Here is a 21,347-nt window from a genome sequence, read left to right on the forward strand (position 1 = left end):
GTTGGGTTCGGGATTGGGGGAAAAAAATAAATCTATCTGTCGGGTTTCGTCGCTGACTTCTTTGCTGATTTCGACGATTCCCAGGGGAGAAAGTAATTGTTCAAGGTAGTTTTTGGCAAATTGGTCATGGGGTTTCATGGACTGAGCAGTTAATCGATAATTTTCAATTGTATAGTTATTAAAAAAGTGGGTTATTTAAACCCACTTCTCAAGTGATGATTGGTAGTTTTTGGAATCTGAATTTTCAAATTGTGCCAGAAACTATGAGCCGCCATGGCAATTATTCTCCTTGTCAATAGTGAGCAATTGTAAGATTAGACTACCTTTTCGAGAAAATCATAAATTTTGTCTAATTGTTCCAAAGTCACTAAACCGTACTGCCAGAGAATCATCGGTAAATGAATTTTATCAGATTGGATCGAGCGCTCGGCCATAGCGATCGATTCTTGGGGAAGGGACAATTCCTCTTGTAGAAATTGTCGGAATTGGGAATAGGCAATCGTGGACATAGGGGGATTTTTTCCTCAATAGTACATCTCGTGATTTTAACAAAACACCGCCTGATCGGTTTCAAGGACAGTTAGTCTTGCGACCGTTTTTTCTGTATCTAAGCTATCTCGATGATTTCGATAGATTTGCTTAAATTGTAATCAGCTTTTCTAAAAATCCCTGGCTCTCTTAAGATAGTACCGTTAGCTCGATCAGAATTTTGTCTCTGTTTAATCTATACCAAGGGTGAAGATTATTCAATCTATGACTTGATAGACTATAAAAATCTTAATCGATATGTTAGATTTTAAACAGTATAAATGCGTAATAGCTTATAAAAGCCATACTTATTATACTTCCAGACAAGGGACACTTTTTATAAGAAAGTTAACCCCATTTTCAAAAATTAAGGTCTTGAGATAGACTCAATCTTAATTTTATCTCCTTCTTTCACTCCTAATTCTTTGGCTCGACCCCCGGCTAGTTCGATCACTTGATTAACCATGGTGTTTGGCCCATAGACAGGACAAGGATCCACAGCACAAGGGGGGACATTTAGCAAAACTGCTTTTACTATACCATCTTTTAGAAAAATCATGTCTAGAGGAATCGAGACATTTTTCATCCAAAACCGGGCGATCAGAGGTTGTGCAAAGGGAAATAGCATACCGCGATTTTTCTGCAAAGACGAGCGATACATTAACCCCTTGGCCTGTTGTTCTGGGGTTTGAGCCACTTCTAACTCAATCATCTCACCATTAATATCTGCTTTGGCCGTGATCGGTAATATTTGCCCTTGATTCTCAGTCGTAATCTGAGCCATCGAACTATTATTACCATTGAGATGAGTCGATTGACAACTCAGCAGCAACAAACCTAAAAATAATATTAACTTGAGCTTGAGCATAAATGATTTTTTACCGATCATCACCAATAGTTATCAATACTTAATTTTCCCAGGATAAGTGGAGAATTAAGCAGATAAGACATTATCATAAAGTGGCGACAGCAAATATAAAAATAGTATGAAAAATATCTAGGGGTGAGTGTACTTCCTTGCTTGAGCAGAGGGATAGAATCACTAGAACATAAATACTAAGAAAGTTCTCAAAGTTATTGGCTGATTTTCCCCGTCAATTTTGCCCCAGTCTGGCAGCAGTCGATCGCCTTCGTAGGTTAAAATACCATTTATCGATTATTGTAGGCTCAGGAGCAATCACCATGACCGCAGAAAGTATGTTATTTAATGGTCCGATCGTGGCGATCGTTCTCGTCCTCGTCGGATTAGCTTGGGGTTTTCTCCTCCTCAAAATCCAAGGTGGGGAAGCGGAATAGCTTGTTTTTCAGTTCATGGTTATTTATTAGTAATCATGAACTACTTTTTCCAGTCAAAAGTAATTAAGAGAAAATCAATAACTAAAATTTTATACCCACACCTATGACCAATCCCACGATCGAGTTTTTTGTCGGTTTATCAGAAGAATTAAGCGGTGTTAGTCTCCGCCAAAATAAAAATACCGGGATTCGCAATGTCCTGATGACTTTTAAAACCCTGAAAGCGATCGAACGTTTCCAAAGTTTCACCACCCGCACCTACGGCGATCTCCGTCTCACCGATGAGGAAGGAGTGATTACAGTTATTCCCAACTCAACCAAGTTTATTTTTGGAGGAGATGAAGGAGATGAAATTCAACGGGTAGAATGTGGTTTTGAAATCACCGATGAACACTGGGAGCGTTTTATGCGCTTTATGAATCGTTACGCGGCAGCCAACGGGATGGGGTATCAGGATAAGTGAGAAGTGGGAAGTGGGGTGTAGGGTGTGGGGTGTAGGGTGTGGGGAGAACAAATAAAAATAATCTCCTGACTCCTGACTCCTGACTCCGTTCGGACCTCGGCGTGAGACTTCGGACGTTCGGCGAGCTCAGTCGAGCCGCGTGAGCTTTTGTCGAACGCTCGGTCGAACGCTGAGCTCACGGCCGAAGCCTGACTCCTGAATTCTGATAGTTAAAAACCAGCTAAAATAAGGATAAATTTAGTCAAGAAACCATGAAAATAGCGATTACTGGGGCGACGGGATTTGTGGGTAGTCGATTGGTGGTCAAACTCTATGATCGCGGCGATGACATCCTAATTTTGACTCGCAATCCCGATAAAGCCCAGAGAATTTACCCAAAGTCAATCTATCCTAAGATAGAGATTATTCCCTATATCGCCACAGAATCGGGGGATTGGCAAAAAGAGATTTCCGGATGTGACGCGGTGATTAATCTAGCGGGAGAACCGATTTCGGAACGCTGGACCGGTGAAGCAAAACGAGCAATCGTCGCTAGTCGGGAAATCGGCACCGAGAAAATTGTCGAGGCGATCGCACTGGCCGACCAGAAACCGAAAGTTTTAATTAACTCCTCGGCGATCGGTTACTATGGAACCAGTGAAACCGCTAGTTTTGACGAAAATAGCCCTCCCGGTGGCGATTTTCTGGCAGATGTCTGTAAAAAGTGGGAAACAGCCGCCCAAAAAGTTAAAGATTACGGCACTCGTTTAGTCATTCTTCGCACGGGTATTGTTTTAGGCAATGGGGGTGCTTTAGGGAAAATGATCCCACCCTTCAAACTGTTTGCCGGCGGACCGATTGGCAGCGGACGTCAGTGGTTTTCTTGGATTCATCGGGATGATTTAATTAATTTAATTATCTATTGTCTCGATCGCCAGGGAATTAGCGGTACTTTCAACGCTACTGCACCCAATCCCGTCCGGATGAAAGAATTCTGTCAGATTTTAGGGGAAGTAATGAATCGTCCTTCTTGGTTGCCAGTGCCAGATTTTGCCCTCGAAATTCTCTTGGGAGAAGGAGCAAAAATCGTCTTAGAAGGTCAAGAAGTGCTGCCAAAAGCCACTCAAGCGATCGGTTTTGACTATCGTTATCCTAATCTAGAAGCGGCCTTACAAGAAATCGTCCCGAAAATGTAGAAAGCTGATATACTAGCCAGACAAGTGTTCTCAATCTATTTTTCAACCCAGACGGGATGGGAGAATAAAGAGGCAGCCACTCTCACCCCGCGCAGTTGATTTAACAGGGGTAAATGGCCCACGGGAGCGCTTAAATCCCAGATAAATTCTTGGGGGTATTTTGTCCAATTATTGCCATTTTTCCAACCAATTTTCGGCCAAAGTTTCGGGAAATCCTGACCGACACCGAGCCATAATTTGCGCTGCACCGACCAACCGAATTTCCCTTCCGAATGAACCAACCAAAGATTATCAATAGTCTGAATGTCAACCTTGGGAAAAGCTTCTACTTCCGTAAAATAGACCCATTTCCTCTGTATTGCCCCTTCTCCTGCTAATTCACAGAGTTTTTGACGGGTGAGACTATCGGCAGTTTGAAAATCCTGTTTAGCCAATAATTCCTGTAAAAGTCGATAATCGATACCTTTAGCACTATCGAGGGGAACAATACCCGTGGGGAAATAATTAGCTAAAAATTCCTGGCTCTGAGCGCTATTATCTTGATAGAGCAATTGATAAGCCTTACCTGTCACCAGATTAACAGGAGTCGGCCGCTGGGCTAATAAAAAATCTCTCAATACAGTTAGTCCCCCTTCTCCGTCCCCGGCTAATCGTGTCAGGATCTGTAATTGATTTTTCGGCGACTCGGTGGCTAATTGACTCGCTAAACCGGTAATATCCTCGCTTTGTTCTTCTACTAACACGCCATTCTGGTCAGTCATATCATCACTTTTAAGACCACTCCTTCAATACTATTACCACTATTTCGGGGTCGCTGCTCGATTTTTTCCTGACAAAAAAGGGATTTTTAGCGGGTGGTTGATCGTACACTGAAAGAGAGAACTATTTTGGCTATCTAGATCACCGACGGTCAAAATTCCCTTGACTGAATCGGTGATGGGCAGAGATTGTAACAAAAATTATCGATTTCTTGACAAAAAACACCGATCATGCTATCAACCGAACCTAAAATCAGCAATTCCGGACAAAAATATTTAGCCTATCAAGATTGTCTATCCCCGAATCAAACCCTGTTCCCCCTGACAGCCAAGGTTAATAACCGCGATTGTCTAGAAATCGGTGGTTGCGATGTGACCACCCTAGTGGAACGTTTCGGTTCACCCTTGTATATTGTCGATGAAGTCACCCTCCGCACTGCCTGTCGTCAATACCTGCAAGGTTTCCAGACTCATTATCCCGGAGAATCTAGGGTAATTTATGCCTCGAAAGCGTGGAATTGCCTGGCCGTATCGGCCGTGGTCGCTAGGGAGGGATTAGGTTTTGATGTGGTGTCGGCCGGAGAAATTCACACAGTGTTAACCGCTTTAGACCAGAGCAATAAAACCGATGTGCCGATATACTTTCATGGTAATAACAAATCGATCGCCGAGTTAGAATATGCGATCGAGCATAACTGCATTATTATCGTTGATAACTGGCTAGAGTTAGAAAATCTGGTTAAATTAGGCGAAAATCGTCCTGATACCCCTATTCCGATCCTATTGCGGTTAACCCCCGGCATCGAGTGCCACACCCACGAATATATTCGCACGGGTCACTTAGACAGTAAATTTGGTTTTGACCCCCATCAAATCGAAGCGGTATTTGACTATGTTTTAGCTCATCCGCAGCTGAATTGTCTGGGTTTACACGCTCACATCGGTTCCCAGATTTTTGAACGTCAACCCCACCAAGACTTAGCCGCTGTGCTGGCAGATTGGTTTAAATTAGGTTTAGAACGGGGTTTACCCCTACAGCAATTAAATGTGGGTGGTGGTTTAGGGATTCGCTACCTGGAAAGTGATGACCCCCCAAGTATCGAGGAATGGGTGCAAGCGGTGTCCTTAGCAGTGGCCAAAGCTTGTCAGGAAAGAGGTATCGCTTATCCCCTGCTCATTGCCGAACCGGGACGCTCTCTGATTGCCACCGCTTGCGTAACGGCCTATACAGTGGGTAATCGCAAAGAAATCCCTGAAATCCGCACCTATATCGCCGTCGATGGCGGAATGTCCGATAATCCCCGACCGATTACCTATCAATCGGTTTATCGGGCCGTTGTCGCCAATAAAATGAGTCAAGAATGTCAGGAAGTGGTGACAATAGCCGGAAAACATTGTGAATCTGGCGATATTCTAATTAAGGACATTACGCTACCGAAAACCAACCCGGGGGATATTTTAGTGGTTTTAGCCACGGGGGCCTATAACTACAGTATGGCTTCTAATTACAACCGCTTACCCCGTCCGGCGGCGGTAATTGTCCAAAACGGAGAAGCTAATCTGATCCTTGAACGGGAAAATCTGGCGGATTTGCTGCGTCAAGACCGCTTACCCACTCGACTCTCCTTGATGTAAACCTCATCGCTATTGTCCCCCATGTCGGGTTTTTTTCTGGACCCTCGCCGGTTATTGTCCTGGATTCTCAGCCATGGTCTGTCAGTCCTAGACTTTGGGTTAGTTCTCCTCGTTACCTATATGCTGCTGCTAATTATCGGCGAGCGGCGTACCTTTTGGATGGTGCGAGGACTAATCTACTTAATGCTGGCCTCGGTGATTAGCGATGCCCTAGGATTGCGCTTGCTGGGGTTAGTCCTAGAAAAATTGATTTTGGGGGCAGCCGTGGCCATCGCTGTGATTTTTCAGTCGGAATTCCGCCGTTTTTTAGAATTATTGGGCAAAGGTCAAGTGTGGGAATTATTTCAAAAAAGTTCCCCCACTCCCAAGACCGATAATGTCATTGATGAGTTAGTGGACGCGGTGAAGGATCTATCTCAAAATCGCACCGGCGCGCTGATGGTATTAGAAACCAGTGGCAATCTCGATACCAAGGTGTTTGTCAATCCGGGAGTGATGCTAAATGGCCAAGTATCTAAGGAATTAATTCAAACTATTTTTCAGACTAAAACTTTACTGCACGATGGGGCCGTATTTATTCGGGGCGATCGAGTGGTGGCCGCTGGTGTTATTCTACCCTTATCGGAGCGCAGTACCTCTAGGCAATTAGGCACCCGTCATCGGGCGGCCATGGGCATCACCGAAAGGCTGGATAATTGTATCTGTATTGTGGTTTCTGAGGAAACTGGCTCGATTTCCCTCGCGTCGGGGGGTAATTTGGATCGGCCTTTAACCAGTAGTAAACTAAAAGAGCTGCTCGAAGCGAAGTTTTCTCCGTCGGGAGAGGGGGAAGTGGTCACACCGAGTTGGGGACGTTTAGGGCGTACAATTGGCTTAAAAGGTCGTCTAATCTTAGAAAAATTCTCCCGTTCGCCCAGCGCAACCCCCAAAGATAGAAAATGACTCTTAAACCGAGCTTGTCACCAGAATTACCTACGGATTTAGATAAAAACCGTTTACCTCAGCACGTCGCAGTGATTATGGATGGGAACGGTCGTTGGGCGAAAAGTCGTGGTTTACCGCGGATTATGGGCCATCAACGGGGAGTAGATGCACTAAAGGACTTGCTGCGCTGTTGTCGTGACTGGGGGATTCCCGCTTTAACCGCTTATGCTTTTTCTACGGAAAATTGGGGTCGTCCCCTCGAGGAAGTAGAGTTTTTAATGACTCTATTCGAGCGGGTTTTGCGGCGGGAATTAGAAGAAATGATGCAGGAAAATGTTAAAATTCGCTTTATTGGTAATTTATCAGCCTTGCCAGAGTCTTTAAGACGGGAAATTGCTAAATCCCAAGCAGAAACTAGCGAAAATTCCGGTATTCAATTTACGGTGGCTACTAATTATGGCGGCCGAGAGGAAATTGTACAAGCTTGTCAGGCGATCGCTCGTCAGGTGCAACAGGGTTTAGTCTCCCCAGAAGCGATCGATGAATCTCTCTTTGAACAGTATCTTTATACTGCCGGGATTCCTAACCCAGACCTGTTAATTCGCAGTAGTGGGGAAATGCGAATTAGTAATTTTTTACTCTGGCAAATGGCCTACGCGGAAATCTACGTTACTGACACCCTCTGGCCCGATTTCGATCGAGTGCAATTTCACCGCGCTTTAAAAGATTATCAGGGTCGTCATCGTCGTTTTGGCAAATTATAGGGGCTGCAGCCCAAATTGATCAAAATAGCCACTGTGAGGCAATTATCAGTGTGTTTTGTGGGTGGTATTAGGAGTTCGTACCCCTCTGTGCCATTACTTTTGAAAAATGGTATGACTACAAAAGTTTGAGCGGGTGCATCTCAGGGAAAGCAAAAATACTGAGTCTGGAAAGCTGACAATAGCTAAAATCCTTATCTGTCTGGATTGACAAATGTGAGATGCACCCCAGCAAAAAGAGTTAAATCGTGCCTTAGGAGAATTGGCAAAGGCAGCAATTAATCAACCATCAAATCGTTTTCGCTTAAGTCGTGAGCAAGTAGTTAAATATTTGGGTGAAATCGATCAACCTTTAGGTAAATTAGCTTTAGATATAGGTTGGTTAAACATCGTTGGGGTTGCAGAAGAAAATCCAGAGGAAGAAGTTTATGCTTTCTTTCATCCCAGTTTTCAAGAATATTTTGCCGCTTTGGTTATTGATGATTATCAATTTTTCTTGAATCATATTCCCGAAAATCCAGAACAAGGAGTCTATAGAGTTTTTGAAAATCAATGGACAGAAGTTATTTTATTATGGTTAGGACAGCAAAGTGATCAGATAATAGCTGAAAAAAATAAATTAATGGAGGAGTTGTTTAATTTTAATGATGGTTGTGGGTTTTGTAATTTTTACTGGCGTGTTTCTTTTGAAATTCTGATAAAGTTTTTAGGTGAATTCAAACAATATTGCAATTATGATAAAATTCTCACCAAGGCCATTCAAATAACTTTAGGTGAAATTGATATAAATACGGGGGAAATATATCGTTATCTTTATTGGATGGATTCATGGACGCTCTTAGACTTATTGGATGAGTTTGAAAAAGATAAATTTATTGCCACTTTAACAAACTATTGCTTGATTATCGAGAAGAACTGCAAACTGAATAAAGCAGAAAATCTGGCTCCTTTAGTTGGTTTTTTATTGAAGTATGACAGGAGCAATCAATTAGGGATATCAATTGGTCTTCATCTATTGATAGATGAAGAACGAGATAATTCTTATCGTTCATTTGTGCTATGGCATTTATGGGAGCCGCAAACAAGAAAAACTATTTCAGAAACTCCAGAGCTAATATCGATATTGTTAAAAAAACTCAATCAAAAACTGTGGGATATTATTCCTAAAGCAAACTCTCAAAAAAAATATTATCTTTTTTTTCTAGAACATAAGGAAACCGTGGACTTTATAGAAAGATTAGCTATTACTGATCCATTAAATTTTGATAACTTTTTTTCCTTTCTTATGACTGAACCAGAATTTTCTAAAAACAAAGAAATAATAATCTATGAGATTTTAAAAAATTGGTATTCGTTGTACAATATCGCTCGCTGGAGTATTTGGTATGAAGAAAATATTTTAAATAAATCAGAACATAGTAAGATATTTGATAGTCAAGACAAAAAATCTTTATTAAATAAGCTAAAAAATTCAGACTGGGAATATCTTTTTGAATTAGACATGGAAGGTGAAGACACGGAGCTTGAAGTACAATATGTGAAAATTTCAGAATTAATCGAAACATATACAAGTAATATTAGCATAGACTATTATTCCGAGGCTTTAGCATCTATAATTCAAGGTAGTTATCCAGATTATTTTAATCTAAATCCAAATCCAATTGAAATTGACTATGAAAGTATGTCTAAAAACGATGTACTATGTCTAATAATCAAGTCACTAAAAAAATATTTGACCGAAGCTTATAGCAGTTATGATAGAACAACTTTTGAAAAATCCCATAGACTTTGTTGGTATTGCGCTCAACAGATGACCTACCCCGAATTTTATAAAGCGTGGCACGGTCAAACTGAAAACAATATTCCCGAAGAACTACAATCGCAACACTTAGACTATATTCTCGAAAAAATTAAAACAAATAACCCCAATGTTCGCACTATTGATATTAAAACAATAAACCAAGAGACTAACCTCGATCGCCTGGCCAAAGGTCTTGGTAATCGTATCTTGACAAAATTAATTTCTCCGATTAATGATATCTATGATTTAGAATGGTGTCTCAAGACTGAAAACCCAAATCTTGCCCTGATTTTTTATGGTGATGATCCGAGGGATTCTTTGCTGCAACTTTGCCGACTTATCGGTGACTTTGCTTCTATTGCCATAATCACAGATAAACCTATCGAACAGCCAATACAAGGATTTTTACCCAATCAAATTAACCTCGAAAATGCCTTACAAACTTGGCTAGAAAAAATGGTAAAATAAATTATTGATCTGAAAAATTTACCTAAGCATCATTCTCAGGTTAGACTAAAAAGAGAAATTTAATCATAATGGCGGTTGTCCTGACTATGGTAGAAAAAGTTCGTAAAACCGAGGCGGAATGGCAGGCCCAGCTAACTCCCGAACAGTTCCAAGTTACCCGCAAAAAGGGAACAGAACGGGCTTTTACTGGTAAATATCACGATAATAAAGAAAAAGGTATTTACAAATGTGTCTGCTGTGGTACGGAGTTATTTACTTCTGACAGCAAGTATGATTCGGGTACTGGTTGGCCGAGTTTCTGGACCGCTACTAACGAGACTAATATTAAGTACGAACGAGATGTTAGTTTTTTCATGGTGCGGACAGAGATTGTTTGTGCCACCTGTGATGCTCATCTCGGTCACGTTTTTAATGATGGTCCACCCCCAACGGGAAAACGCTATTGTCTCAACTCTGCCGCTTTGCAGTTTGAAAAAAATCCCTAAAGCAAAAAGAGGTCTGGAAAGACCTCTTTTTTTTTAAGTTCCAGTGGCAGCCGATTACAGTAAACCTGTATTAGTCCCAGGTTTGCCAGTAGCTAACTGCACTTTGACAATTTTGCCGCCCATTTTCATGATGCGTTGTTGCTCACGAAACCAATTATCGTAGGGAACGAGTTTGGTAAAATAGGTATTTTGTAATTCCCGTTGTGTCCGAATGCGGCTTTGGCTAGGAACACAAGCGGTGATTTTGAACATCCGCATGGATTGATTTCTCCTAATCGCTGAAAAACTTGTCGCTCAAACTAACGAAGGCTTTTTCCTAAATTGACATCCTCACCGCCGTAAACGGACGGTGATTCCTCACCACGCCACCTTTTTAGGGTGGTCGCTGAATGGGGTTGACGCTTCACCGAAAAACGCTTAATTGCTTAAGTCTGACACTTTCTCCACGTCCATTTAAAGTCTCCGAATGCCCTTCGGCGACTGATTTAATTTTGGTTTATACATACCGACACAGGGTATGTTTTGCCTCTAGCATGGAGTTCCCAGCGGCCGTCAGCTTCCCCTTACTCATCGTTGACCCTGAGCGAAGCCGAAGGGTTGACCCGTTGCAGGAATTTCAACCTAGTATATTTATTCGGTCGTATCTATGATAGGGCGGGTTTTTTAGACCAGTAAGATTTTAACACAAAGCCGCCCTAAAAGGGGCGGGGTTTTCAACCCAAATTTTCGATAACAAAGGTCGGGAGTCAAGGATCAATACTAGCTCGTCAAAACCTATCTTGGCCAGATTCAGCCTTTAAAGACCTAGCACTCATCCTCGGCTTCCCGAACCTATTTTGTCCGAGTTCGTTATTTCTAGCTTAAGCCAGAGCTAATGTAGTCGAAGTAAATCCCCATTTCTTTACCCGCATCAGCACCAACTAAACTAGCGGTGACTTCTTTCATCGCTTGGATAGCTTGAACGGTGGAGGAGATGGGTACACCTAAAGAGTTGTAGGTTTCTTTCAGTCCGTTGAGAACGCGCTCGTCGAGGATAGAAGGATCTCCAGCTAACATAGCGTAGGTAGCATAACGGAGATAGTAGTCGAGGTCACGGATACAAGCGGCGTAACGACGGGTGGTGTACATATTGCCACCGGGACGGGTTACGTCAGAGTATAACAGGGACTTAGCCACAGCTTCTTTAACGATACCGGCAGCGTTGGCGCTAATGACACTAGCGGCGCGCACGCGCAGTTCACCGGTGGCGAAGTAGCCTTTCAGTTTGCCGAGAGCAGAAGCGTCAAGGTATTTGCCTTGAACGTCAGCAGAGTTGATAACAGAAGTAATTGCGTCTTGCATGGTGGTTCTTCCTTGGGTTTTGCTTAATCTTAAGAGGTTTACGAGGGGTGTGTCTAGAACGATTCACAAAGGAATTATTCTAGGACATAGAGCCGATCACGTAATCGAAGTAGGAAGAAGCTTCAGAAGCATCGTCAGAAGACATAAGACCGGTAGCAACTTCTTTCATTTCGCGAACGCTTTGAGCTACGGCACCGATGTCGGTTCCTAAAGATTTGTACATTTCACGCACACCGACTAAACCGATTTCTTCAATCGGGGTGACATCACCAGCAACTACTCCGTAGGTGATTAAACGTAGGTAGTAGTCCATGTCACGCAGACAGGTAGCGGTCATTTCTTCGCCGTAAGCGTTGCCACCGGGGGAAACGATGTCAGGACGTTTTTGGAATAAGCGATCGCCAGCTTGTTTGACGATGGTTTCGCGAGCGCCGGTCAGGGTTTCAGCGATGCGTAAACGAGCGGCACCACTGCCAACGAAGGCTTTAATTCTGTCTAGTTCGCCGGGGCTGAGGTAACGAGCTTCAGCATCAGCATTCACGATCGATTTCGTGACGATACTCATTGATGGATTCCTCCCAACTAAGTGAGATTAATAAACTTAATCTGACATTTTATAGCAGTTGTGGTCACTACGCTCAAGTTATCTCGTTTCCGCCTCAGCGTCTCAAGACTTCCCTAGCTAGAGCGACCTAACGCAACTATTTTGCGGCATCTGGTTCACCTTCTCACTATTTTCGTAATACTTTTTAACATTTGCCCTGAGAAAGGAGCGCCGGAGTGGGGAAGTGGGGAGCGGGGTGTAGGGTGTAGGGTGTAGGGTGTGGGGTGTGGCCCCCCCAACCCCCCCGACATCGGGGGGGGCAGGTGGGGTGTGGGGTGTGGGGTGTGGGGTGTGGGGTGTGGGGAGAATAAATGAAACTGTCTCCTATCTCCCGTCTCCTATCTCCTGACGACCGACGACCGACGACCGACGACTGATTTAGCCTAGCCAATTAATGGCTCCTTTAATCCAGTCTTCTGGCTGAGTATTTTTACTAAATAAAGCATCTTGACTGAGGACTGCGATAGCTCGATCGATTTCCTCTCGGCTGTATCCTAAAGCTAAAAGGGTCATCTGCACATCTTCAAGGATTGCCGCTGCCGGTAGTATTGCCGTGGTTGTCGTCGTCGCTTCTCTTAGTTGTCGCCATGCTGCCAATTTAGTTTTTAACTCTAAAGCGATTCTCTCTGCTGTTTTTAAGCCGACTCCGGGGGTTTTGCTCAAAATTTTGGTATTTCCTGTCACTATCGCCACCACAAGTTCCTCAATCCCCAACGTATCGATTAAAGCTAGGGCTAATTGCGCTCCAACTCCATTGACGGAAAGCAGTTGACGAAACAGATCTCGCTCTGGGGCGGTGCCGAAACCGTACAATAAAGGCTGCTCCTCGCGAAGGAGTAGGTGAGTAAAAATCTGACAACTATCATTGTTATCGTTGCCGATGTCTAGGGCTAATCGCGAGGGAATTTGGATTTCGTAACCGATCTGGTTTACGTCTAAAATCAAGATCAGTCGGTTATTAGGGGTTTTGATCACCTCGATCGCTTGTCCCCGTAAATAATTAATCATTGATTTAATTCTCCTACGAAAATAACCGAACCACAGGGATGACGGTTTTTACTCCCTGAAGGAATGCCGGGGAGATTTTCATTTTTGTTACAATTGTTAACAGAAGTGAATGGCGTAATTGATAACCTAATCTTCTTGGCGTTAGTCCCCAATAATTGGAGAAGATACAAAATGAATGGCAACATTAGAGTCGGGAATCTCTTTGGAATTCCCTTTTATATTAATCCTTCTTGGTTCTTCGTTCTGGGGTTAATTACCTTAACCTATGGAGGAGAATTAAGTCAGTTTCCCCAGTTAACGGGAATCATGCCCTGGCTCTTAGGATTTTTTGCCGCTATTCTCCTATTTGCCTCCGTGGTTGCCCACGAATTAGGTCATAGTTTTGTTGCCATCACCCAAGGTATTGAGGTCAAATCAATTACCCTCTTTTTATTCGGTGGTTTGGCAACTCTCGGCAGAGAATCGAAAACTCCTCTAGAAGCTTTTCTTGTGGCAATTGCCGGCCCTTTAGTTAGTTTACTGCTCTTCGGTATCTTCCTAATTATTGGTCTTAATATTAGTTTAAGCGCGCCCCTGGCGGCGATTCTTTCTCTCCTGGCCTATATCAACCTCGCCCTAGGGCTATTTAACCTGATCCCCGGTTTACCTTTAGATGGTGGTAATATCCTTAAAGCCGTCGTTTGGCAAGTAACGGGTAATCCCAATAAAGGGGTTTTATTCGCTAGTCGTTTCGGTCAATTTTTTGGTTGGTTAGCGATTGTCATCGGTGCGCTATCAATTCTCGGAATCAGTCAATTTGGCAGTGCTTGGACGCTATTAATTGGCATTTTCCTTCTACAAAATGCTGGCTTTTCCGCTCAATCAGCTAAGGTTCAAGATTTCCTAAGTCGCTACACCGCTAAAGATGTTATCTCTCCTAATAGTCCTGTAGTGCCGATTAATTTAACCCTGCGGGAGTTTGCTAATAATTATGTTATCGGTAAACAACAATGGTCTAAATTCCTAGTTACCGATAGCGAAGGTAAACTATTGGGGGTGATTAATGTAGAGGCTCTGAAAACGATTCCCACTTCCCAATGGACAGAGGTAAATATCGGCCGGTTATTAGACACTAGCGAAAGTCTCAAACTGGTTTTGTCTCATACTTCCCTCCTAGATGTGGTTAAAATTTTGGAAGGAGAAAATTTATCTCAAGTGACAGTGGTAGAAGAAAACGGCACGGTTTTGGGGTTAATTGAGAAAGCTTCTATCCTTACTTTTCTTGCCCAAGAAACCCAAAGTCAAGCCGCTTAATCAGTTATCAGTTATCAGTTATCAGTTAGGTAAATGTAATTTTCACCTCAATATTCTCGCAGAATTTTGTCTAGTATCTCCTGACTATACTAACTGTCGCATTGCTTGCCATAATTGCTCGTATTCTTGCTCGGTTGCTGGGGATAAAGGGTTTAAAAAATCGCTTTTTTTGATCGCTTCTGGATTAACAAGTAAAGGATGATTTTTAATATCTGGGGGAATTTGGTCGGGATTTTCAGTGAGAATTAGGGGAGATAATCCGGAGGTAAATAAAGAAATTTTAGTAGCGGATTCTGGTTGCCAACAAAAATCAATCCATTGCTGGACAAGAGAATTAGGAGTAGTTAAAACTGGTTTTACCCACACATCTGACCAGAGGGAAGTGCCAGATTTGGGGACAACAACTTTAATTTTCTTATAGCGATCACTCACTGGTAAAATATCATTAGACCAACCCACAGACAGCCAGACATCACCGAGTATCAGGGGTTGTAGGTAATGTTGAGAACTATAAAATCTTACCTGTTTTTGTAAAGTGAATAGCTGGTCTTTTAGTCGCGTAACTTGTTTTAAATCACTAGAATTATAAGAATAACCCAATTTTTTTAGGGTTAAACCGATGACTTCGCGACGATTATCAATTAGGGCAATTTTACCGGTTAATTCTGGTCGCCATAAATCAGACCAATCCTGTGGCCGCCAGTCAAATTGAGCGAATTTTTCCTCATTATAGGCAATTACTGTCATTCCCCAACGGTAGGGCGCACCCCAGACTTTTCCCTCTGTTTGCAGTTGTCCTTGGCCATTGCGAGTCATGTTTTCTTGCCAACGGGGGGGCAGTTTTGACCAATTAGAGAGTTGAGAAGTATCTAGAGGTTGAATTAAACCGTTAGTAATCGCTTTTCCTAGCCAAGCATCCCCTAGGGTGACTAAATTACCCATCGCTGGGTTTTGTTCCCTAAAAGGGATAGGAATCGAAAATTGTGAGGCTGGTTGATCCTGATTTTTTAACCATTTTTCCAACAACTTTAATAGCTCTTTCAGCTGCCTTTCCGACTGAAAATTGACTTTTTTTTCGGCAATAGTTTTCCGAAAATCTGTTAGTAATCGCGGCGGAATCGAACCGGACAGGAGAAAAATGCTCGGATCGCCGCTTCTGGAAGCGCAGCCACTTAAACCCCCCGCTAAGGCGATTGTACCTAATCCTTGCAAAAAAGAACGTCTGTTTAACATATCGCCCGCCGATTCCCAACTTTAACAGTAATAATTGCCAGTTTCTAGCCTTGAATTATTATAGGACGATTTTTAACAGAATGTAAACTAGGGAGTTTTGCCGCTACCGATTTCAGCTATAGATCGGCTTTGTTGTTAACTTTTATGGTAGAAAACTCTGATTTTGTCCTAGTTGAAGCTAGGATAGAAGCAGTAAGCTAAGGGGCGAGGGTATAAGACCATGTCTAACAATCATGATCGAGATTTCCATTATTCTTGTCGTTGTGGACAAGCCAATTTTAAGTCTGTAAAACATCGATCGGGTATTTTATTAATCGGGGGAGCGGAAGAAGGTAAGTTAGGAGAAGATCAGGCGACAAAATGGTTATTAAATCGAGCTAAAGGCGGTAATTACTTAGTGTTGCGCTTTGGCGATCTTGGCAGTCAAGCCGATTGGATTTGCGACAATTATCCCTCCCTGATCGGCTCGGCGGCGGAACTATCAATTGATAGTCGTGAAGCGGCGAATCATCCTGATGTTATCGAATATATTCGTAATGCCGATATTCTTTTTTTTGCCGGTGGTGATCAAAATCAGTACGAGGATTTGTGGGAAAGCACAAAGGTGGAAACAGCGATCAATTATCTGATCAATGAGAAAAAAGTTCCCGTGGCGGGAACCAGCGCAGGAATGGCTATTCTGGGTGATTTTTACTATGCGCCCACTCACGAAGGGGTACTGAGTTCGGAAATATTAAATAATCCCTTTCACTTCAACACTAAAGACTTCTATCGGAGTGATTTTATTCGGGTTCCTTTTCTCAAAAAAGTGGTGACAGATACCCATTTGGATCGACTCAATCAAGATCATCCCGAAACAAGATATGGTCGCCTTTTTGGTTTTTTAGCCCGTAATGTACACGATAATCACAATCAACTACCTGCCTACGCTATCGGTTTAGAAGAAGGAGCTTTTCTGGCGATCGATGAGGATGGTATCGCCAAAGTCTATGGCAACGGCACCGATAAGGGACAAGATGCCTATTTTCTGCAAACTAACAGGACTCTACCCGAACAGATGGAGCCGGATCGACCTTTAATCTGGAATAATAACGGTCAAGCGGTGAAAGTCTATCGCATCGCGGGAACTCCCTCCGGCAGCGGTAAATTTGACCTCAAGGATTGGTCTAGTGCTGCTGGCGGTCGCTGGGAATATTGGTACACTAAAGGGGGAATAGCCGGGTTTAAGCGGGTTCTGGTAGCCTGAAGGTCATTTTTGTCAAAAAAGTGAGTTCTATGGGTGTTAGGATTAATTTTGAGGCAATAAGGAGAATTTTTTGACCTATGACCCCTGAATTAATCACTTTCGGTCGGTATCTCGCGGGTGAATTTGAAAATCAACGGCAAGCGCAAGCAGAACCGGTGTGGTACGTTCACCTGCGTTTATGGTTGCGTCCGCTGCCTTTATTTCGGGAAGACAGCATCGCGCTTTTTGCCGAACAAGCCAGTATCATCAATTTAGACCAACCCTACCGACCGCGACTGTGGCGATTAACGCGCTCGGAATCGGGAGGGTTAGAGGTTAGGCATTATATGTTTAATGACCTGAAATCCGTGCAAGGTGCGGGCAAAAATCCCGATATTTTGCGAAAAATTAGCTTAGAAGACCTAACTTTCCTGCCTACTTGCACTTTAGCGGTCCAAGTCCATACCCTCGCTGATCATCAATACCAGTTTATCGCCCAACCGCAACCGGAACAGCACTGTCAATTCACCTATGAGGGTACAACCTATCAGGTGTCTTTGGGTTTCGAGGTGACGAGTCATAGCCTAAAAACCTACGATAAAGGTCTAGATCCCGGCAGTGGTAAGGGAATTTGGGGCGCTCTGCTCGGTCCCTATCAATACGAGAAAAAACGGGATTTTTCGGCAGAATTGGAGGTGTGAGGAAGATTGCATCACATTAGGTCAAAATGACGGCAGATAACACCGCAAAGAGCCGCTAAAGCGGTAATTCCTAAAGCTGTACCGATGTCTTGTCCTTGATTGACGGCAAAAGAAGTGACGATTCCTGCACCTAAACCGGCGGTGATTGCTGCTCCGAGAAAATCTTTATCTGAGTTTTTATACATAGAGATAAGGCCAAATTTCGACAAAATCGTGCTTTTTACCTTATCATCCTCTTTTGAGCCACTAATCACCTGGGGGGGGAATTGCAATCAAGCTTTAGATTTAGCCACGTTTCTTAACATTAAGTCGGGTAAGATAGATAGGAGGTAAAATCGATGAAATTAGCTAAAATCTCTTTTTCTGGCTTTTTAACGCTGATTATCTCCCTTTTGCTAATACTGAGTTTTGTTAATGCCAGCAAGGCACAATCGGATACGGCGGTAAGATCGGAGTTAATTAGTCTTCGCAATCGAGTCGAGCGCCTTGAAAGTCAGATTCGAGGAATATCCATCCGCGGGGAAAATGCCGCTCCGATTCCCCAACGGCGATCGGGAACGGGTATAGTAAATGGGGAAGTAGTCGGGGAAACTGACCCACTGTTCCAGCGTTTAGCTACTTTAGTAATTGAATTAAAGGAAGATTTAAAAAAGCTAGAGCAACGGGTGCAAATCTTAGAAAAAGAAACCGTTAGCCAGAAATCGTAGTCAATTGATGCTATAACGATCGAAAGTTAAATTGATCTGAAACTATGCAGTTAATTGATTATGTAATTGTGCTGCTTTATCTGGCAGGAACCCTAATAATCGGGATTATCGCCGAGAAAAAAGCTTCTCAAGGTCTAGAATCCTACTTTTTAGGTAATCGCAATTTGCCCTGGTGGATGTTAGGGGTGTCGGGAATGGCAGCTAACACCGATTTAGCGGGAACTATGGTCATTTCTGCCCTAATTTACGCCGTCGGACCCAAAGGACTATTTATCGAAATCCGGGGCGGTGTTGTCCTAATTATGGCCTTTCTCATGGCTTTTATGGGTAAATGGAATCGCCGGGCCCAAGTTATGACCATGGCGGAATGGATGCAATTTCGCTTTGGAACTGGAAAACAGGGGAATTTTGCCCGAATTATTAGCGCCGTCGCCACTCTCTTATTCTCTATCGGTGCGATGAGTTATTTCTCCGTTGCGGGGGGGAAATTTTTAGGGCAGTTTCTGGGTATGGATGATCGTCTTGCTTCGGTGATATTAATTCTTCTAACCTTAATTTATACAGTGGCCAGTGGTTTTTATGGTGGGGTAATTACCGATTTATTTCAAGGATTTCTGATTTTTGTGGCGGTAATTTATGTATCGACAGTGGCCTTTTTTACCGTTAATCTTCCCGATAGTTTCACGGTAGCAATTCCGGGGGCAACGGAGCCAAAAACTTGGAATTTAAGCGACTGGGCTAGTATTTTTCCCTCCTTAACTTTGGATTTACCCGGAGATTATGCCATCTTTAATTTGTTTGGTGGGGTGATTTTCTTTTATTTAGTTAAAACCATCATCGAAGGTTGCAGCGGCAGCGGTGGTTATATGTTACAACGATACCTAGCCGCCAAAAGCGATCGAGATGCCGGTTTATTATCTTTATTCTGGATTATTCTGCTTTCTTTCCGTTGGCCGTTAGTCACAGCTTTTGCGGTTTTAGGTATTCACTACGGTTTAACTAAAGGCACGATTACAGATCCGGAAAGAATTCTGGCCACGGTGATTACTCAATACGTTCCCGTGGGGATGAAGGGGTTATTAATTGCTTCTTTTTTAGCGGCAGCTATGTCCACTTTTAACGCAGTTATTAACGCTAGTGCTGCCTATTGGGTCAAAGATATATATCAAGCTTTTTTGAAACCAAATGCGGGAGAACAGGAGTTAGTTTTTCAAGGTCGTCTGGCCTCGGTTTTTGTGGTAGTAATTGGCTTAGTTTTGAGTTTTAATATCCAAAATGTCAATGATATTTGGGGTTGGTTAACCACGGGATTAGGGGTAGGATTAGCAGTTCCTCTGCTATTACGTTGGTATTGGTGGCGCTTTAATGGTTATGGTTTTGCCGTGGGAACTTTAGCGGGAATGATTGCAGCTATTGCTTCACAAGCGATAATTTTACCTTTCTTTCGTCACAGTCAATATCAGGAACTTATTCTCTTTCTTGTGCCGAGTTTGTTCGCTTTAGCTGGCTGTATTATCGCTACTTTGTTGACTCCTCCTACCGATAGTTTAGTTATGGAAAATTTCTATAATGTTACCCGACCTTTTGGCTTTTGGGGGGAAGTCCGTCACAGTGTTAAACCTAACCTACAGGCAAAAATTAAAGCGGAAAATCAACGGGATATCATCGCCGCTTTTCTCACCGTTCCTTGGCAATTAGTCCTCTTTATGATGGGGATTGTTTTAATCATCAAGCAGTGGCAAAGTTTGAAGATTTTGGCTTTGGTTTTTCTTTTGCTTTCCATCGGTCTCTATTTTACTTGGTATCGACATTTGTCTAAGGAAATTACCGTCACTAAAGACAGAGATTTAGGTTAGGCAGTTATCAGTTATCAGTTATCAGATTTGATTTGATTTTTAAGTGTGCAGTATGGATTAAGTGAGCCTCATCAAATGCCAGTTTCCTACTGTCTTTTCACTGATTACTGATTACTGATCGCTGAAAATAGCAGTTTCCTACTGTCTTTTCACTGATTACTGTTTACTGATCGCTGATAACTGAATTAGGAGTGATCCCTTGACTTTTGCGGCGGCTTGGTTTATGATTTTCTTATAATGGGACTTTTGTGTTTAGGCTAAAGTGGTCATGTTTCCATTATTAGTAAACTCTTTTAAAAATATTGTCCCAAAATCTGCCGAAAAAAGCAAGCAAAATTTTGCCGTCAATTGTTAAGTTTTGTTAAGAAAAATACCAGGAGCGGCAAGGAATAGAAATTCCTTACCGTTGACTTTGGCCGGACTCACCACTTCTTATAGGGTAAAAACTTACCCGACATAGTAATTTTAACGCGATCGCCTTTAGGGTCTTCCTCCTTATCCACGTCGAGGGTAAAATCGATCGCACTCATAATACCATCGCCGAATTTTTCATGAATCACCGATTTTAGTGGCATTCCATACACCTGCATGATCTCGTAGAAACGATAAATCAGGGGGTCGGTGGGGACAACAGGACCCAATCCCTTGAGAGGATACCAGGTTAAGGATGCGACGATTTCGGTTCCCAGTCCCAAAGCTGCCACAATTTTCGTTGCTTCTTCTAGGGAGGCGCTCGCTTGCCGGTAAAAAACAGCGGCAATCCACACCTCATCTCGTCCTAGAATCGCTTCTAGGTCAGCGAAACTCAGGCCTTTTTCCTTCTTCGCTTCCAATAGTTTTGCAGTAATTTCGGGTATCATCGCTTATTTTTGCAGAATTTGTCTGCTTCTAGTTTACCTCAACATCAATTATATAAGTAAAAGTTATGACATTGATAAAAAAACATTCCTTAAAACCCCTTTACATAACTATAAAAAGACGATAGTATTAACTCATGTCAAACAAAGAACCTTGACAACTAAATACATACAGAAATTATCCAACCATGACCACCACTCTACAACAGCGCGAGAGCGCTTCCCTGT

General features: G+C 42.8%; 23 protein-coding genes. 13 read left to right on the forward strand and 10 right to left on the reverse strand.

Annotated elements, in window-relative coordinates:
- Positions 1–314: 314 nt before the first annotated feature.
- Positions 315–509 (reverse strand): DUF2949 domain-containing protein, encoded by a 195-nt coding sequence (locus O9334_RS21605; protein WP_045358889.1) that lies wholly within the window; start codon positions 507–509, stop codon positions 315–317.
- A 386-nt stretch (positions 510–895) separates the two neighbouring features.
- Positions 896–1,417 (reverse strand): DUF192 domain-containing protein, encoded by a 522-nt coding sequence (locus O9334_RS21610; protein ID WP_080754274.1) that lies wholly within the window; start codon positions 1,415–1,417, stop codon positions 896–898.
- 293 nt (positions 1,418–1,710) lie between these two features.
- Between O9334_RS21610 and petM the strand changes: the two genes are divergently transcribed.
- The 3 genes from petM to thyD all read left to right on the forward strand — a co-directional run bounded on the left by petM (position 1,711) and on the right by thyD (position 3,462).
- Positions 1,711–1,824 (forward strand): cytochrome b6-f complex subunit PetM, encoded by a 114-nt coding sequence (petM, locus tag O9334_RS21615; protein WP_002731506.1) that lies wholly within the window; start codon positions 1,711–1,713, stop codon positions 1,822–1,824.
- Positions 1,825–1,927: 103 nt separating this feature from the next.
- Entirely contained in the window at positions 1,928–2,287 is a 360-nt protein-coding gene (gene psb28 / locus O9334_RS21620) for a photosystem II reaction center protein Psb28 (RefSeq protein ID WP_045358890.1), read from the forward strand.
- A gap of 251 nt (positions 2,288–2,538) precedes the next feature.
- Positions 2,539–3,462, forward strand: a complete 924-nt coding sequence (gene thyD / locus O9334_RS21625; RefSeq protein ID WP_045358892.1) for a thylakoid membrane protein ThyD — start codon at positions 2,539–2,541, stop codon at positions 3,460–3,462.
- 35 nt (positions 3,463–3,497) lie between these two features.
- On the opposite strand, the gene O9334_RS21630 is transcribed toward thyD, so the two are convergent.
- Positions 3,498–4,223 (reverse strand): GUN4 domain-containing protein, encoded by a 726-nt coding sequence (locus O9334_RS21630; protein ID WP_288002454.1) that lies wholly within the window; start codon positions 4,221–4,223, stop codon positions 3,498–3,500.
- A gap of 228 nt (positions 4,224–4,451) precedes the next feature.
- Between O9334_RS21630 and lysA the strand changes: the two genes are divergently transcribed.
- The 5 genes from lysA to msrB all read left to right on the forward strand — a co-directional run bounded on the left by lysA (position 4,452) and on the right by msrB (position 10,294).
- A complete protein-coding gene (gene lysA, locus O9334_RS21635; protein ID WP_288002456.1) occupies positions 4,452–5,855 on the forward strand; it encodes a diaminopimelate decarboxylase in 1,404 nt (467 codons plus the stop codon).
- A gap of 21 nt (positions 5,856–5,876) precedes the next feature.
- Positions 5,877–6,797, forward strand: coding sequence for a diadenylate cyclase CdaA (gene cdaA / locus O9334_RS21640; RefSeq protein ID WP_288002458.1), 921 nt, complete (start codon positions 5,877–5,879; stop codon positions 6,795–6,797).
- Positions 6,794–7,543 (forward strand): polyprenyl diphosphate synthase, encoded by a 750-nt coding sequence (gene uppS / locus O9334_RS21645; RefSeq protein ID WP_288002460.1) that lies wholly within the window; start codon positions 6,794–6,796, stop codon positions 7,541–7,543. The genes cdaA and uppS overlap by 4 nt, the downstream gene beginning before the upstream one ends.
- Before the next feature lie 259 nt (positions 7,544–7,802).
- Positions 7,803–9,809, forward strand: a complete 2,007-nt coding sequence (locus tag O9334_RS21650; protein ID WP_288002463.1) for an NACHT C-terminal alpha/beta 1 domain-containing protein — start codon at positions 7,803–7,805, stop codon at positions 9,807–9,809.
- A 68-nt stretch (positions 9,810–9,877) separates the two neighbouring features.
- Positions 9,878–10,294 (forward strand): peptide-methionine (R)-S-oxide reductase MsrB, encoded by a 417-nt coding sequence (gene msrB, locus O9334_RS21655; protein ID WP_045358904.1) that lies wholly within the window; start codon positions 9,878–9,880, stop codon positions 10,292–10,294.
- A gap of 54 nt (positions 10,295–10,348) precedes the next feature.
- Here the strand turns inward: msrB and O9334_RS21660 are convergent, their stop codons facing one another.
- From O9334_RS21660 to ruvA, 4 genes are all read right to left on the reverse strand, one after another.
- Positions 10,349–10,552 (reverse strand): phycobilisome linker polypeptide, encoded by a 204-nt coding sequence (locus O9334_RS21660; protein WP_002739162.1) that lies wholly within the window; start codon positions 10,550–10,552, stop codon positions 10,349–10,351.
- Between the two features lie 597 nt (positions 10,553–11,149).
- The gene (gene apcB, locus O9334_RS21665; protein WP_002738786.1) at positions 11,150–11,635 is read right to left on the reverse strand and encodes an allophycocyanin subunit beta; all 486 of its coding nucleotides are present in this window, start codon (positions 11,633–11,635) and stop codon (positions 11,150–11,152) included.
- Between the two features lie 79 nt (positions 11,636–11,714).
- A complete protein-coding gene (gene apcA, locus O9334_RS21670) occupies positions 11,715–12,200 on the reverse strand; it encodes an allophycocyanin subunit alpha (protein WP_002739012.1) in 486 nt (161 codons plus the stop codon).
- Positions 12,201–12,617: 417 nt separating this feature from the next.
- Positions 12,618–13,247 (reverse strand): Holliday junction branch migration protein RuvA, encoded by a 630-nt coding sequence (gene ruvA, locus O9334_RS21675; RefSeq protein ID WP_147070097.1) that lies wholly within the window; start codon positions 13,245–13,247, stop codon positions 12,618–12,620.
- 63 nt (positions 13,248–13,310) lie between these two features.
- Between ruvA and O9334_RS21680 the strand changes: the two genes are divergently transcribed.
- A complete protein-coding gene (locus tag O9334_RS21680) occupies positions 13,311–14,540 on the forward strand; it encodes a site-2 protease family protein (RefSeq protein ID WP_288002468.1) in 1,230 nt (409 codons plus the stop codon).
- Positions 14,541–14,624: 84 nt separating this feature from the next.
- On the opposite strand, the gene O9334_RS21685 is transcribed toward O9334_RS21680, so the two are convergent.
- Positions 14,625–15,773 carry a substrate-binding domain-containing protein gene (locus O9334_RS21685; RefSeq protein ID WP_288002471.1) on the reverse strand — a complete coding sequence of 383 codons (1,149 nt, stop codon included), beginning with the start codon at positions 15,771–15,773 and terminating at the stop codon, positions 14,625–14,627.
- Positions 15,774–15,993: 220 nt separating this feature from the next.
- Here O9334_RS21685 and O9334_RS21690 point away from each other — a divergent pair, with 220 nt between their 5' ends.
- Together O9334_RS21690 and O9334_RS21695 are read left to right on the forward strand one after the other, a co-directional pair.
- Positions 15,994–17,019, forward strand: a complete 1,026-nt coding sequence (locus O9334_RS21690; RefSeq protein WP_045358911.1) for a cyanophycinase — start codon at positions 15,994–15,996, stop codon at positions 17,017–17,019.
- A gap of 77 nt (positions 17,020–17,096) precedes the next feature.
- Complete coding sequence (locus tag O9334_RS21695) at positions 17,097–17,699, forward strand: chromophore lyase CpcT/CpeT (protein WP_045358912.1); 603 nt, start codon at positions 17,097–17,099, stop codon at positions 17,697–17,699.
- A gap of 11 nt (positions 17,700–17,710) precedes the next feature.
- On the opposite strand, the gene O9334_RS21700 is transcribed toward O9334_RS21695, so the two are convergent.
- Positions 17,711–17,884 (reverse strand): hypothetical protein, encoded by a 174-nt coding sequence (locus tag O9334_RS21700; protein ID WP_002791720.1) that lies wholly within the window; start codon positions 17,882–17,884, stop codon positions 17,711–17,713.
- 153 nt (positions 17,885–18,037) lie between these two features.
- On the opposite strand from O9334_RS21700, the gene O9334_RS21705 reads away from it, so the two are divergent.
- Both O9334_RS21705 and O9334_RS21710 read left to right on the forward strand, forming a co-directional pair.
- Positions 18,038–18,406, forward strand: a complete 369-nt coding sequence (locus tag O9334_RS21705) for a hypothetical protein (RefSeq protein WP_288002474.1) — start codon at positions 18,038–18,040, stop codon at positions 18,404–18,406.
- A 44-nt stretch (positions 18,407–18,450) separates the two neighbouring features.
- A complete protein-coding gene (locus O9334_RS21710) occupies positions 18,451–20,262 on the forward strand; it encodes a sodium:solute symporter family protein (protein WP_288002476.1) in 1,812 nt (603 codons plus the stop codon).
- 422 nt (positions 20,263–20,684) lie between these two features.
- Here O9334_RS21710 and cynS read toward each other — a convergent pair whose 3' ends face one another.
- Entirely contained in the window at positions 20,685–21,122 is a 438-nt protein-coding gene (cynS, locus tag O9334_RS21715) for a cyanase (protein WP_288002479.1), read from the reverse strand.
- Positions 21,123–21,347 lie beyond the last annotated feature (225 nt).

Origin of the sequence: Microcystis sp. LE19-8.1F (genome assembly GCF_027531715.1) — a bacterium.
Taxonomy (GTDB): domain Bacteria; phylum Cyanobacteriota; class Cyanobacteriia; order Cyanobacteriales; family Microcystaceae; genus Microcystis; species Microcystis wesenbergii_A.

Bases quoted from the DNA above. Each gene is read 5' to 3' on its own strand.
- O9334_RS21605 (WP_045358889.1), bottom strand. From the start codon at position 509: ATGTCCACGATTGCCTATTCCCAATTCCGACAATTTCTACAAGAGGAA.
- O9334_RS21685 (WP_288002471.1), bottom strand. From the start codon at position 15,773: ATGTTAAACAGACGTTCTTTTTTGCAAGGATTAGGTACAATCGCCTTA.
- O9334_RS21710 (WP_288002476.1), top strand. From the start codon at position 18,451: ATGCAGTTAATTGATTATGTAATTGTGCTGCTTTATCTGGCAGGAACC.
- apcB (WP_002738786.1), bottom strand. From the start codon at position 11,635: ATGCAAGACGCAATTACTTCTGTTATCAACTCTGCTGACGTTCAAGGC.
- petM (WP_002731506.1), top strand. From the start codon at position 1,711: ATGACCGCAGAAAGTATGTTATTTAATGGTCCGATCGTGGCGATCGTT.
- O9334_RS21695 (WP_045358912.1), top strand. From the start codon at position 17,097: ATGACCCCTGAATTAATCACTTTCGGTCGGTATCTCGCGGGTGAATTT.
- thyD (WP_045358892.1), top strand. From the start codon at position 2,539: ATGAAAATAGCGATTACTGGGGCGACGGGATTTGTGGGTAGTCGATTG.
- O9334_RS21705 (WP_288002474.1), top strand. From the start codon at position 18,038: ATGAAATTAGCTAAAATCTCTTTTTCTGGCTTTTTAACGCTGATTATC.
- msrB (WP_045358904.1), top strand. From the start codon at position 9,878: ATGGCGGTTGTCCTGACTATGGTAGAAAAAGTTCGTAAAACCGAGGCG.
- cdaA (WP_288002458.1), top strand. From the start codon at position 5,877: ATGTCGGGTTTTTTTCTGGACCCTCGCCGGTTATTGTCCTGGATTCTC.
- psb28 (WP_045358890.1), top strand. From the start codon at position 1,928: ATGACCAATCCCACGATCGAGTTTTTTGTCGGTTTATCAGAAGAATTA.
- O9334_RS21610 (WP_080754274.1), bottom strand. From the start codon at position 1,417: ATGATCGGTAAAAAATCATTTATGCTCAAGCTCAAGTTAATATTATTT.
- apcA (WP_002739012.1), bottom strand. From the start codon at position 12,200: ATGAGTATCGTCACGAAATCGATCGTGAATGCTGATGCTGAAGCTCGT.
- O9334_RS21660 (WP_002739162.1), bottom strand. From the start codon at position 10,552: ATGCGGATGTTCAAAATCACCGCTTGTGTTCCTAGCCAAAGCCGCATT.
- cynS (WP_288002479.1), bottom strand. From the start codon at position 21,122: ATGATACCCGAAATTACTGCAAAACTATTGGAAGCGAAGAAGGAAAAA.
- lysA (WP_288002456.1), top strand. From the start codon at position 4,452: ATGCTATCAACCGAACCTAAAATCAGCAATTCCGGACAAAAATATTTA.
- uppS (WP_288002460.1), top strand. From the start codon at position 6,794: ATGACTCTTAAACCGAGCTTGTCACCAGAATTACCTACGGATTTAGAT.
- O9334_RS21630 (WP_288002454.1), bottom strand. From the start codon at position 4,223: ATGACTGACCAGAATGGCGTGTTAGTAGAAGAACAAAGCGAGGATATT.
- O9334_RS21690 (WP_045358911.1), top strand. From the start codon at position 15,994: ATGTCTAACAATCATGATCGAGATTTCCATTATTCTTGTCGTTGTGGA.
- O9334_RS21700 (WP_002791720.1), bottom strand. From the start codon at position 17,884: ATGTATAAAAACTCAGATAAAGATTTTCTCGGAGCAGCAATCACCGCC.
- O9334_RS21680 (WP_288002468.1), top strand. From the start codon at position 13,311: ATGCCGGGGAGATTTTCATTTTTGTTACAATTGTTAACAGAAGTGAAT.
- ruvA (WP_147070097.1), bottom strand. From the start codon at position 13,247: ATGATTAATTATTTACGGGGACAAGCGATCGAGGTGATCAAAACCCCT.